Below are 12,655 nucleotides of genomic sequence, written 5' to 3' on the forward strand. Positions count from 1 at the left end.
GCCGACTTCTTTTACCTGACAACCGCTGCAAAGTCCCTCGCCTGATCAAACAGTGCGAGGGAGTGCAGATGGTGGTGTTCGTTAAAGCCCTGGTGGATGGGGCTGTCTCTTGATCTCGGTGCTGGCCAACCTGGTGCTGGTGCCGATGGATCCCGAAGCGCCGAAGGTTGAGCGCGTATTCGCGGATTTCCGCACCTGCCTGAATACCTTTGATAAGTGGGCCGACAGCTTTTTAAGTGGTTCGGCACTTAGCGTGGAGCAGGTCTTCAAGGTTGGAGAACAGGTCGCACTGGTCGCACCGGTTTCTTCGAAAAAACCCAGTCGCACGGTCGCTCAATGCAAAGCCCAAGGCGGGCTGACCTTGGTGCATCTGTTCGAAAGCACGCAGTTCGTGCCCATCGGCAACACGCCCGTGAGGCTGCAAGCCGTTGCACAAGACAGAAGCCCGGTAGGTGCGCCACTGCATCGCACCATTGGCCCCAGCGGCATTCTTGAAGTCAACGACTGTACCCGCGACCAGACGTACGAAATCACCTTTTACCCCAACGTTTCCAAGGCTCACGTCCAGGCGCTGTATGCCTCCTATGAGTCTGTGATCGCCGGGCTGGAAGCGGATTTGCGCAAGGCCTGGGCCGAGCACTTCAAGCCTCGATGGGCAGACTTTGCCAAAGCGCCCGCCTACAAGCGCAGTGCGTTACAGGGTATGGCCTTTGCTGCCGGGCTTGGCGGCGCGCTTTATAACCTGTGGGACAACATCACCGAGCTGTACGACCTGCTCGCGAATCTCAAATCCAATAGCGAGAAGCTGCTGAAATACCTGTCCGAAGCCGAGCTGAAGGCGCTGCTCACGCTGGGCAAAGACACGCTGGCCAAGGGTTTGCTTGTGCTCAGTGATGAGCCGCTGTTGTTTATCTACCTGTCGGCGCTGGTGGCCTGGATACGCATGCTGCCGCCGCCGGACATGTACGAACTGCTGGGTAAAATCACCGGCGAAGTGTTGATCAATGTGCTGCTGATCTGGGCCACGCGAGGCATTGGGGTACAGCTGCGCCTGGGTGCGCAGACGCTCAGTCACGTCAAGTCCGGGCGGGCGCGGGCGTTGTTGGAGATGCTGGCCAAACACGTCTCGGGGCCTCGGTTGGAGACGCATGTTGAGACCGCCAAGCCTGTGCTGCTGAGCAGTGCAGCGACGCCGGTCAAGGCGGTGCCGGTGGTGCCGTTGAAGGCTGGCGACACGCTGGTTTCGAACCCGGTGCCGGTGGTTCGCAACAAGACCCGACAGACCGTGTTGGTCCGTCAGGAACACGTCGATGATGTGCCTGCCGTGGCGTCGAATCCGAAAGGGGATGCGACGGCGCCAGCGGACAAGACGGTCACCAACGGCTGCCCGGTGTCGATGGTCACCGGGGAAGAATTGCTCACCCTCACCGATGGCGCGCTGGACGGGGTTTTGCCGTTTGAGTGGACGCGGCTGTATCGCACCAGTGCGGTGGATGTGGATTGCGGGTTGGGGTTTGGCTGGAGTCATGCGCTGGCGCACAGGCTTTGTGTGTCGGGCGATTCGGTGGTGTGGACCGACCATGAGAACCGCTCGACTACCCTGCCCTTGCCCACATCTGCCCGACCCGCGATCACCAATAGCCTGGCGGAAGCAGCGATCTACTTGGGCTCGGCTCCTGATGAGTTAGTGCTGGCCCAGGCGTCGCGGTTCTATCACTTTCGCGATGGTGTGCTGGTCTCGATCAGCGATGCGTATGACAACCGGCTGCGCATTTGCCGTGATCCCTCCGGGCGGATTGAGCGGCTGGATAACGGTGCTGGCCGCTCGCTGCTGCTGCGTTATGAATTGGATCGCATCGTGGCGGTGGACTACCAGGTTCATCGTGCCAAAGGCCGTGATCCCTACGTGTGGGAGACCGAGCAGAACGTCGTTTCCTACGCCTATGACGAAGATGGACGACTGGTTTGCGCGACCAATGCTGTCGGTGAAAGCGAGCGTTATCGGTACGACGATCAGCACGTCATTCTTGAACGCCAACTGGCCGGTGGGGCGAGTTTCTTCTGGGCGTGGGAACGATCTGGCAAAGCGGCGCGGTGTGTCCGGCATTGGGAGTTTTTCCCAGATGGACACGCGCTATGCCTGGGGGGATGACGGCCGTGTCACCGTGCATAACGCCGATGGCAGCCAGGAAGTGTATGTCCATGACCAGCGGGCGCGGTTGGTGCAGCGCATCGATCCGGACGGCGCGCAGCATTTCAAATCCTACGATGCCGAGGGGCGGCTGACCGTCGAACAGGATCCGCTGGGCGCGGTGACGGCGTATCAGTACGACGAAGCCGGACGCTTGGTGGCGTTGTTTCCGGGGGATGACGAGCCGACGTCTTACGAGCATGACAACGGCTTCGTAAGGGTTGTAAGGCGCGGTGAGGCGGTTTGGAAATATGAGCGCAATGACCAGGGTGACGTCATCCGCAAGTTTGATCCGGATGGCAGCGCGATCGACTACAGCTACAACAAACACGGGCAACTGACGGGGGTTTGGTACCCGGATCACAGTTGCCATCGGCTGGTGTGGAATGAGCGTGGGCAGTTGCTTGAGGAGCAATTGCCCCATGGTGGGATCAAGCGTTATCGCTATGACGACCTCGGAAGGCAAATCGCCCGTGAGGATGAGCACGGCGCGCAAACAGTCTTTGAATGGGACAGCGTCGGTAGGCTGATTCGCCTCGTCTTGCCAGGCGGTGGTTGTAGGGAGTTCAGCTACAACCCCTACGGCAAAATCATCGCCGAACGCGACGAACTGGGCCACGTCACCCGCTACGAATACGCCGACGGCCTACACCTGATCAGCCGCCGTCTCAACGCCGACGGCACCCAGGTCAAGTACCGCTACGACAACGTGCGGCTGCTGCTTACCGAGATCGAAAACGAAACCGGCGAAACCTACCAACTCGACTACCACCCCAACGGCCTGATCCGCCAGGAAACCGGCTTCGACGGCCAGCGCACCGCGTATGCCTACGACCTCAACGGCAACCTGCTGGAAAAAACCGAATACGGCGACGATGGCAGTCAGCTCATCACCCGCTACCAGCGCGATTACGCCGGGCGCCTCGTAAGAAAAACCCTGCCCGACAGCAACGTTGTCGACTACGCCTACGACCGCCAAGGCAACCTCCTCAGCGTCGAAGACGGTCACTGGGCGTTGGCCTACGAGTACGACCGCCAAAACCGCCTCACCGCCGAGCACCAAGGCTGGGGCACCCTGCGCTACGGCTACGACGCCTGCGGCCAGCTGAAAAACCTGTGCCTGCCAGACAACAACCGCGTCACCTTCAACCACGACAAAGGCGGCCACCTCGCCACCGTCGAACTCAACGGAGGAGTGCTCACCTCCCATCTATTCAACAGCGGCCGCGAACACCAGCGCCAGCAAGGCCAACTGCTCAGCCACTACCACTACGACGATCAACACCGCCTGCATGCCCACGCGGTGACCCAACAGCAAAACCACCTCTACCAACGCCAATACGACTACGACAAAGCCGGCAACCTCACCCGCCTGCTCGACACCCGCAAAGGCGAACACCGCTACCACTACGACCCCCTCGCCCGCCTGACCCGCGCCGACCACTCCCAAGACGTACAGGAACGCTTCGGCCACAACCCCACCGGCAACCTGCTGATGCAAGACCGCCCCGGCCCCGACATCGTCGCGGCCAACCGCCTGATGATCCAAGGCGACCGCCACTACGACTACGACGCCTTCGGCAACCTCATCCGCGAACGGCGCGGCAAAGGCCAGCAACTCATCACCGAATACCGCTACGACTGCCAGCATCGGCTCATCAGCGTCACCCAACCCAACGGCCAGACCGCCAGCTATCGCTACGACCCGTTTGGACGGCGCATCAGCAAAACCGTGGACGACAAAACCACAGAGTTTTTCTGGCAAGGCGACAAGCTGATAGCCGAACACCATGCAGAGCGCCATCGCAGCTACCTCTACGAGCCCGACAGCTTCCGCCCCTTGGCCCTGTTGGAAGGCTTCGGCCCAAAAGAAACCAAGCCCTACCACTACCAACTCGACCACCTCGGCACCCCGCAGGAACTCACCAGCCCCGAAGGCGAAATCGTCTGGTCCGCCCACTACCGCGCCTACGGCCAGATCGCCCGGCTCGACGTAAGCAAAATCGACAATCCACTGCGGTTTCAAGGGCAGTATTTCGATGCGGAAAGCGGCCTGCACTACAACCGCCATCGCTACTACAATCCGGATATTGGTCGCTACCTGACGCCAGATCCGGTGAAGTTGGCGGGGGGGATCAATGGGTATCGGTATGTGCCCAATCCTACGGGGTGGGTAGACCCTCTGGGGCTGAACCCTAATTGCCCTGGCCAAGGAAAGAACAATCAAACCTGTGCAGTACACACTGACCCCAATGCCCCAAATCTCTCTCGTAGAGGAGCATTCAGAGAAGCTAAAAGAGATGCCAACATACCAATGTCACAACAACCTGACGTTCTGATAGATTCGGACTCCGGGTTACCGAAGCAATATGGCATAGTCAAGATGTCGGATATGAACGGCCGAAAAATTTTAAACAGCTCAGGAAAACCTATTAACACCAGGGTATACCAATACACGAGAGCAGATAATTCTAAAGTGCTAATTCAGGACCATTCGGCCGGGCATAAATTCGGTTCTGAAAACGGGACAGGAGACCAAGGCGCTCACTTTAATTTGCGCCCTATTGATACACCTCGAACTGGTAAGATACCAGGAGCAAAAGACCATTATTTATTCAAGGATAAGAAATGAAAAACTGGAATGACCTTGATGGCTCTATCTTTTTCAACAAAGTATTCAGCCGACCTATTGAAGTCGGAAAAGCTTATATACACTCGCTCCGCATAGAAAATGATCTGAATGATTTCGGCATCGGTTTTGACATACCAGACTTTCCTGACCGGCTCCCCGAAAAATGGAAAGACAAAGGATATAATACATGCAGAATTGGATTGACCTGTTCCAACATTACCGAACTAAAAATAACAAACCTCCCTCTCAGAGAAGTTTTTAACATAGAAATACTAAAAGAAAACGAGCATTTCTTTTTCACAGCGAAATCGAAAAATGCATCTGTTGAATTCAAGGCTAAATGGCTATCCCTATCCGGCCCCTCGGTCTATATGAACTGCCCTGAACCAGAAGATCACAACTGGTCAGACGACTCCATATAAAAACCCATGAGCTTATTTACGAAACCGCAACTATGAGAGCCATAGCAAAGGCCAATTCGCCCTGCCCTCCAGCCCAATCTACACTCCATCCATGTTGTTTCAACGGACAGAGGATTCACCACCATGGGCAAACGTCACCCCAATCTCCCCGCCTGGCAATGGCGTCAGTACCCACAGAACCATCAGCACCCGACCAACCTGGCGCTGCACCTGATTGCCGTGCCGCTGTTTATCGTCGGTTTTCTGCTAATCGTGTCGGGCGTGTTCAGTCTCAGCCTGGCCAGCTTCGCCGTCGGTGTGATTGGCATTGTCGCGGGCTTGGCGTTGCAGCGTCATGGCCATAGCCTGGAGGCCCAGGCCAGTGAGCCGTTCAGCGATCGTAAAGATGCGGTGCAGCGCCTGGTGGTGGAGCAGTTCGTGACTTTCCCGCGCTTTGTGCTCAGCGGTGGCTGGTGGCGCGCCTGGCGGCAGCGGCACCACCACTGACTGGCAGGTTCAGGCGAATACCACCACAGTCTGGCGGCTGAGGGCGATCAACTCGCCGGTCGGGCTCCACAAGGCAGCGGCAGCGTGGCCGTAGCCGTCGCGGGCGTGTTCGATGTTGACGTGGTACTGGCACCAGTCGAGGGTGGTCAGGTCTTGCAGTGGCTGGATGAACTCGATGGTCCAGGTCAGGGTGCTGCCCGGCGCGGGCTTTTTCAGGTGGGGCAGCAATGCAGGTGGCCAGGCGTCGACCAGGGCGAGGATATGCGCCTCGGTCAGTGGCTCTTCTTTTACGTCCCCTCGCAACCGTACCCAACCGCCCATGTCGCGGGATTTATTGCCGGTAAATGGCAGGCCGCCGACACTCCAGCGCATCGCCAAGTGGCGCATGAACTCGGGGGTAACGCCCTTGATATAGGGCAGTTCCTGGCACTCATCCCAATGTTTGAAGACCGGTGGCGGCTCACTTGCCACGTCAATTTCCGACGGGCGAGAGGCGCCAAAACTGGCCTGGACCAGGGTCGCCACTTCACCGTTCTGCACCACGCGCCCCAGCAACTGGCTGACCGCCTTGCCTTCGCGCAGCACTTCGACTTGATAGCTGGCAGGTACATCCGGCGCTACCGGGCCGACAAAGGTGATGGCCAGGGAGCGCAGCGGTCGATCCGCCGGCACCTGAGCGCGCAGCGCCTCGTATTGCAAGGCGGCGACCAGGCCACCAAAGGTGGCCCGGCCCTGGGCCCATTCGGCAGGAATGGTGACATCCAACGGATTGCTACGGGCAGCATCGAGCAAATCACTAAAGCGCATGGCGACCTCACATCAAGTAAATCGTGGAGGAATCTTAACCATCCAATTGCACAGGCACAGCGCCTATTCCGGCCAAAAACCGGACCGGTTTAAAAACACTCGGCGCTAAGTTTATCCAGCACGCGGTCGGCCTTGCCTTGCGCCTTGAGCATGGTGCGCTGCCACACCGCTACGCAGGGTTGCAGGTCTGGCTCGTGACCGGCCTGGGCCAGCCACTGCCAACAGTCATGCCAATCACCCAGGGCGCTCTGGGCTTTCTTCAAGTGGGACAGGGCGTTGGCGGGTAATTTGTCCAGCTCCGGATACGCCTCGGCGGCATAGCGCACACGCTTGATCAGCAACCGTAGCCGGTGGCGATCATGATCGGGATCCTTCAGGGCCTCATCGAGTCTCTGCCATTGCTTGGCCAGGCGCTTCTGGATACGCGGGCGCAAGCCCTTGAGCAGTTTCTGATGCTGGGACGCACGGATAAACCGCGGGAATGCATCCAGGATCAGCAGCAAGTGCGCCAGCTCCGGGCTTTGCGCCACCTGGCGATAAGCCTCGGGCTGCAGACGCAGACGCCGATCAGCCGCGTCGTGATAACCGTGCTGATGCAAATACGCCGCCAGCACCTCTCGGTCGCGTAGCGGCGTAGTCAGTTGGCCAACCGTGCTGGCGGCCAATTCAAGCTGTTCGACACCGGGCAGCCCGCGCAAAGGCCGCAACAGGCTGCGCAGGCGGCGTACCGTGGTGCGCAAATCATGCAGGGCTTCATCGTCAGTGACGGCGGCGAGGCGAGCCTGGCAGCTCAGTAACCCTACTTCCAGGCCAATGACCTGAGCGACTAACTGATTGACCAACGCTGACATCCTGCCCTCACTTTCCGATGAAAAATCCTACCCGCCGCGGGGTCATCGCCCGGCGCGAGACTCACGAATGTAGAACCGCGCCTTTTCGGCCTTGTTGGAGCAGCCCTCGAAGGCTTCGAACTGCTGCTGAGTCTTGGCGCCAGTCAACAGCGATAACGCTTTGGAGTAGCTGACAGTGCCGGCAAAACCTTCGGCCTTGGCCAGGTCCAGTTCTTTCCAGGCGGCGTCCAATTGCGAGCCGCAGCTGTCGCGATACGCGGTTTTCCCGGCACAGCCAGCCAAGGCCAACACGATCACAGGCACACAGATCCAGGCTTTCATTGATGACACCTCAAATATACAAATTCAGTCGTAGCCTGTAGACGTTGCCTACAGGGAAAAGTGCCTTGTCCTTAGCCTGAAATCAGTAGTACCTATTGCCAGAGCATACCCGAGCCTGATCGCCAGCCTGGAAAAATATTGCACGCTGTCAGCAAGGATTGAAGCAGGCCCCTTGATGGGTGCATTGTGGGCCCCTGTTTTGCGAAGGGTCTGGCCATGAAGAAACGTGTTGCCTTAGTGCTGGGCTCCGGTGGGGCCAGGGGCTACGCCCATATCGGGGTGATCGAAGAAATCGAACGACGCGGCTATGACATCGCCTGTATCGCCGGCTGTTCCATGGGTGCCGTGGTGGGTGGGATCTACGCTGCCGGCAAGCTCGACGAGTACCGCAACTGGATCGAAAGCCTGGACTACCTCGACGTATTGCGCCTGGTGGATGTGAGCTTTCGCCTGGGAGCGATTCGTGGTGAAAAGGTGTTCGGGCAAATCCGCAAGATTGTCGGCGATATCAATATCGAGGAGTTGCGCATCCCCTACACCGCCGTCGCCACCGACCTCACCAACCAACAGGAGATCTGGTTCCAGGAAGGCTGCCTGCACCAGGCCATGCGCGCCTCGGCGGCGATCCCCAGCCTGTTCACACCGGTGATGCAGGGCAACCGCATGCTGGTGGACGGCGGCCTGCTCAACCCGCTGCCCATCGTGCCGGTGGTGTCGAGCCATTGTGACTTGATCATTGCGGTCAACCTCAACGCCACCAACCAGAAGCACTACCAATTGCCGGTGATCCAGCGCCCGCCCGCGTTCAAGAGCCGCTTCAACAGCCTGGCCAAGTCCCTGGGCTCGCACCTGCCGTTTCGCCGCAAACAGGCCGAGCAGTTGATGAAGCTGGAACAAGAAGCCTTGCAGGCCCAGGCCGCTGAAATCAACCCGTGGCTGGAGTCTGCCGAACCCGAAGCCCAGCAACCTGCCGCGGCGCCGGAGAAAGCCGGCGCACCGAAGTCGGCGACCGGCTCGTTCATCATCGACAACGTCGGGCCTGCATCGCTGCTGGACCTGATCAACCAGAGTTTCGAGGTGATGCAAACCTCATTGGCGCAATACAAGATCGCTGGGTATCCGCCGGATGTGCTGATCAACGTGCCGAAGCGGGTGTGCCGGTTTTTCGAGTTCTATAAAGCGCCGGAGTTGATCGCGTTGGGGCGGGAGATTGCCAGTGATACGTTGGATCGGTATGAAAGCGAACAGAGTTGAGCGTGTGGGTGTTGCGGATGGCCTCATCGCGGGCAAGCCCGGCTCCCACAGGGGAATGCATTTCAACTGTGGGAGCTGGCTTGCCTGCGATGGCGCCAGCGCAGGCACCACAGATTCAGGCACCTAGCAACCGATACCCCACCCCCGCCTCAGTCACGATAAACCGCGGCTGGGTCGGGTCATCTGCCAGCTTCTGGCGCAGGTGCCCCACCACGATACGCAGGTAGTGGCTGTCCTCGGTATGGGTTGGGCCCCAGATGTCCTTGAGCAATTGCTGCTGGGTAATCACCCGCCCCGGATGGCGTGCCAGTTGCGCCAGCACTGCGTATTCCTTGCGGGTCAGCGCCACCTCGGCGCCGTCCAGCAGTACGCGTCGATAAGCCAGGTCTACGGTCAGCGGGCCAAAACTCAAGGCGGCTTCCTGGGCCTCTCCGGCTGGTGCCTGACGCAACAGCGCGCGTACACGGGCAAGAAACTCCTGGATGCCGAACGGTTTGGTCACGTAGTCATTGGCGCCACCGTCGAGGGCCTCGACCTTCTGACCTTCGCTGGCCCGCACCGACAGCACCAGCACCGGCACCGTGGACCATTCGCGAAACTCGCGCAGCACCTGTTGGCCGTCCATGTCGGGCAGGCCCAGGTCGAGCACCAGCAGATCCGGTTTGCTCAAGGCCGCTTGGGCCAGGCCTTCGTTGCCGGTACCGGCTTCGATTACCTTATAGCCCTGGGAGGCCAGGCTGATGCGCAGGAATTTGCGGATCTGGGGTTCGTCATCAATGACAAGAATCGTCGCGGTCTGGCTCATGGTGTCTCATCAAAACCCATTAAAAAATCACCCCTCCTGTAGGAGCGAGCTTGCTCGCGAAAAACTTCTAGGCACCGCGTGCATTCAGGAAGCCATCTTTATCGTTAACGACCTTCGCGAGCAAGCTCGCTCCTACAAGGTTTGTTCCAGGGCGGGTTGTTTGGGCAGTGATAGAAACAAGGTGATGCAGGTGCCCCGGCCGTCAATGCCATCGGCCACGCTGATATGCCCACCGTGCGCGCCGACCATGCCCTGGCAGATCGCCAAGCCAAGGCCCGTGCCCTGCCCGCCTCGATCACCGCGGGCGGCGGTGTAGAACATGTCGAAGATCTTCGCACGCTCCTCCTCGGGAATCCCCGGCCCTTCATCCGCCACGGCAAAAAACAATTGCTCATCCTCCACGCCCGCGCGCAACTGCAAGCGGCCCTGGGGCGGCGAAAACCGTGCGGCGTTTTCCAGCACGTTGACCAAGGCCTGCTCAATCAACGCCGCATGCACATACAACAAAGGCAGTTCCGGCGGCACATCGGTGCTCACCTGCAACGGCGCCAGCACGGCGCGCAATCGCCCAAGGGCACTGCCGACGATGTCGCCGGGCGACACCCAATCCCGTGCCAGTTTCAGCGCACCGTGGCCAAGGCGGGTCATGTCCAGCAGGTTCTGGATATAGCGGTCGAGGCGCTCGGCTTCATCGCGGGTGCCTTCGAGCAGTTCGCGGCGATCCTCCAGCGGGATGGCTTCACCGAGGGCCAGCAGGCTGTCGATGCTGCCGCGCATGGACGTCAACGGCGTGCGCAAGTCGTGGGACACCGAGGCGAGCAAAGCGCTGCGCAGTTGTTCGGTTTCGCCGTGCAGGCGCGCCGATTCCAACTCCTGCCCCAATTGTGCCCGCGCCAGCGCCTGGGCCAGCGGTTGGCTCAACGCGGTGAGCAAGCGCCGACGTTGCCCGCTCAATTCCAGGCCAGGCTTGGCACTGACACCCAGCAAACCCAAGGGCCCCTCTTCACCCGACAGCGGCCACCACCACCAACGCCCAAACGGCAAGGTGCCGGTGCCCATGCCAGCCGGCTGATCGTGCTGCCAGGCCCAATCGGCGGCGGCGCGTTCGGCTTCGGTGAAGGTCAACGGGCCACCGGTCTCGACCTTCCAGCCACCCTGACCGTCGCGATTGACCAGGCACAGGTCGAGGTCGTTCCAACCTTGCAGGTGGTGGGCGGCGGCGCTGATGACGGCTTGGCGGTCGGTGGCGGCGGTGAGCTTGCGCGACAGGTCGAGCAGCTCGCTGGTTTCTTCCTGGGTATCGCGCAACGCCTGCAACTGGCGACGCTGGCGTGCGGCGAGGTTGCCGGTCAACGCCGCCATTAACAGAAAGAACAACAGGGTCAGCACGTCTTCTTCACGCTGGATAGCGAAGGAAAAATTCGGCGGGATAAACAGAAAATCGTAAGTCAGAAACGACAGCGCCGCACACACCAGGGACGGCCCCAGGCTACTGCGTACCGCCACCAGCAGCACGGCGGCGAGAAACACCAACGAGATGTTCGGCAGCGCCAACGCACTGGACACGGCCCAGGCCACCGCCGTAGCGGCGAGGGTCGCCACCACCGCCAAGGCGTAATCGAACCACACCAAACCGCGCACATCGGGCAGCCGTGGCGGTGCAGGCATGTCATCGCTGTCGAGGACGTTGATTTCCAAGCCGCGGGCATTGCGTAACAGGCGCGCCGCCAAGCCGCCACCGAACAAACGCCGCCGCCAGCGCATCCGCGACTGCCCCACCAGCACCAGGCTGGCGCGGCGCTCAGCAGCATGCTGGATCAGAGTCTTGGCCACCTCCCCAGCGCGCAGTAACACCACTTCGCCGCCCAGCCGCTCTGCCAGTTGCTGGGCGTTTTGCAGGCGCAGGCGCGATTGCTCATCCCGCGCACGGCCGTTGTCGATGTGCACCAGGCTCCAAGGCAAATGCCGACGCTGGGCCACGCGGCTGGCATGGCGCACCAGGCGTTCGGCTTGGGCATCGCCATCCACGCCGACCAGCAAACGCCCGCGCACCGCCGGCGCGGCCTGGCCGAGTTGGCGGTAGCCCTGGGCCAGGTCGTCATCGACATGGGCGGCGGCGGTTTGCATAGCCAGCTCGCGCAGGGCCATGAGGTTGGTCTGGGTGAAAAACGCATCGATGGCCGCACGCGCCTGTTCGGGCACATACACCTTGCCGTCACGCAAGCGCTCGAGCAGCTCGCGAGACGGCAGGTCGATCAGCAGCAGTTCGTCGGCCTCTTGCAGCACCCAGTCCGGCAGGGTTTCGCGCACTTGCACGCCAGTGATGCCGCGCACCTGATCGTTGAGGCTTTCCAGATGCTGGACGTTGACCGTGGTGAACACGTTGATGCCGGCGGCGAGCAGTTCCTGGATGTCTTGCCAGCGTTTTTCATGCCGGCTGCCGGGGGCATTGCTGTGGGCCAGTTCGTCCACCAGCACCAGCTTTGGCTTGGCGGCGAGCAGGCCGTCGAGGTCCATTTCTTCGAGCATCACGCCACGGTATTCGCTGCGCAACAGTGGTTGTTGCGGCAAGCCGCTGAGCAAGGCTTCGGTTTCGGCGCGGCCGTGGGTTTCGACCACCCCGGCGATCAGGCGCACGCCCTGGCGCAGTTGGGTATGGGCCGCCTGGAGCATGGCGTAGGTCTTGCCCACACCGGGCGCAGCGCCGAGGAAGACTTTGAGCCGGCCACGGCCGTCCCGGGGCAGATCGGCTAACAGGGCATCGGCGCGGCCGGCGTCGCTCATGCTGTGGTCCTTCGATAATTAATGTAGGAGCGAGCTTGCTCGCGAAAAACTCAAGAGCGCCGCGTTTATTCTGGGCGCCCGCGTCATCGTTAACGACCTTCG

The 12,655-nt window shown here is 60.5% G+C and carries 8 protein-coding genes and 1 pseudogene; 4 read left to right on the plus strand and 5 right to left on the minus strand.

Translation table 11 applies throughout. The features are described from left to right. Positions 1-109: 109 nt before the first annotated feature. From PSH76_RS19205 to PSH76_RS19215, 3 genes and pseudogenes are all read left to right on the plus strand, one after another. Positions 110-4,823 (plus strand): annotated as a pseudogene (locus tag PSH76_RS19205) (RHS repeat-associated core domain-containing protein). Then, positions 4,820-5,245 (plus strand): Imm50 family immunity protein, encoded by a 426-nt coding sequence (locus PSH76_RS19210; protein ID WP_305492736.1) that lies wholly within the window; start codon positions 4,820-4,822, stop codon positions 5,243-5,245. Before PSH76_RS19205 ends, PSH76_RS19210 begins: the two are co-directional and overlap by 4 nt. Positions 5,246-5,368: 123 nt before the next feature. Beyond that, positions 5,369-5,731 carry an Mpo1-like protein gene (locus PSH76_RS19215; protein WP_003189844.1) on the plus strand — a complete coding sequence of 121 codons (363 nt, stop codon included), beginning with the start codon at positions 5,369-5,371 and terminating at the stop codon, positions 5,729-5,731. A gap of 9 nt (positions 5,732-5,740) precedes the next feature. On the opposite strand, the gene PSH76_RS19220 is transcribed toward PSH76_RS19215, so the two are convergent. The 3 genes from PSH76_RS19220 to PSH76_RS19230 all read right to left on the minus strand — a co-directional run bounded on the left by PSH76_RS19220 (position 5,741) and on the right by PSH76_RS19230 (position 7,710). Next, the gene (locus PSH76_RS19220; RefSeq protein WP_003189843.1) at positions 5,741-6,538 is read right to left on the minus strand and encodes an acyl-CoA thioesterase II; all 798 of its coding nucleotides are present in this window, start codon (positions 6,536-6,538) and stop codon (positions 5,741-5,743) included. 89 nt (positions 6,539-6,627) lie between these two features. Further along, positions 6,628-7,389, minus strand: coding sequence for a CHAD domain-containing protein (locus PSH76_RS19225; protein WP_032892765.1), 762 nt, complete (start codon positions 7,387-7,389; stop codon positions 6,628-6,630). Between the two features lie 42 nt (positions 7,390-7,431). Further along, entirely contained in the window at positions 7,432-7,710 is a 279-nt protein-coding gene (locus PSH76_RS19230) for a hypothetical protein (protein WP_003189839.1), read from the minus strand. Positions 7,711-7,926: 216 nt separating this feature from the next. On the opposite strand from PSH76_RS19230, the gene PSH76_RS19235 reads away from it, so the two are divergent. Continuing rightward, positions 7,927-8,964, plus strand: coding sequence for a patatin-like phospholipase family protein (locus PSH76_RS19235; RefSeq protein WP_003189836.1), 1,038 nt, complete (start codon positions 7,927-7,929; stop codon positions 8,962-8,964). Positions 8,965-9,079: 115 nt separating this feature from the next. On the opposite strand, the gene PSH76_RS19240 is transcribed toward PSH76_RS19235, so the two are convergent. Both PSH76_RS19240 and PSH76_RS19245 read right to left on the minus strand, forming a co-directional pair. After that, positions 9,080-9,769, minus strand: coding sequence for a response regulator (locus PSH76_RS19240; RefSeq protein WP_032892766.1), 690 nt, complete (start codon positions 9,767-9,769; stop codon positions 9,080-9,082). 132 nt (positions 9,770-9,901) lie between these two features. Beyond that, complete coding sequence (locus PSH76_RS19245; RefSeq protein WP_305492737.1) at positions 9,902-12,553, minus strand: sensor histidine kinase KdpD; 2,652 nt, start codon at positions 12,551-12,553, stop codon at positions 9,902-9,904. Between the last annotated feature and the right edge of the window lie 102 nt (positions 12,554-12,655).

It is taken from the genome of Pseudomonas sp. FP215 (assembly GCF_030687795.1).
GTDB classification, from domain to species: domain Bacteria; phylum Pseudomonadota; class Gammaproteobacteria; order Pseudomonadales; family Pseudomonadaceae; genus Aquipseudomonas; species Aquipseudomonas salmasensis.

What these genes read in the sequence shown, in the direction of transcription:
- PSH76_RS19225 (WP_032892765.1), bottom strand. Translation starts at nt 7,389, where the DNA reads ATGTCAGCGTTGGTCAATCAGTTAGTCGCTCAGGTCATTGGCCTGGAA.
- PSH76_RS19220 (WP_003189843.1), bottom strand. Translation starts at nt 6,538, where the DNA reads ATGCGCTTTAGTGATTTGCTCGATGCTGCCCGTAGCAATCCGTTGGAT.
- PSH76_RS19215 (WP_003189844.1), top strand. Translation starts at nt 5,369, where the DNA reads ATGGGCAAACGTCACCCCAATCTCCCCGCCTGGCAATGGCGTCAGTAC.
- PSH76_RS19240 (WP_032892766.1), bottom strand. Translation starts at nt 9,769, where the DNA reads ATGAGCCAGACCGCGACGATTCTTGTCATTGATGACGAACCCCAGATC.
- PSH76_RS19235 (WP_003189836.1), top strand. Translation starts at nt 7,927, where the DNA reads ATGAAGAAACGTGTTGCCTTAGTGCTGGGCTCCGGTGGGGCCAGGGGC.
- PSH76_RS19210 (WP_305492736.1), top strand. Translation starts at nt 4,820, where the DNA reads ATGAAAAACTGGAATGACCTTGATGGCTCTATCTTTTTCAACAAAGTA.
- PSH76_RS19245 (WP_305492737.1), bottom strand. Translation starts at nt 12,553, where the DNA reads ATGAGCGACGCCGGCCGCGCCGATGCCCTGTTAGCCGATCTGCCCCGG.
- PSH76_RS19230 (WP_003189839.1), bottom strand. Translation starts at nt 7,710, where the DNA reads ATGAAAGCCTGGATCTGTGTGCCTGTGATCGTGTTGGCCTTGGCTGGC.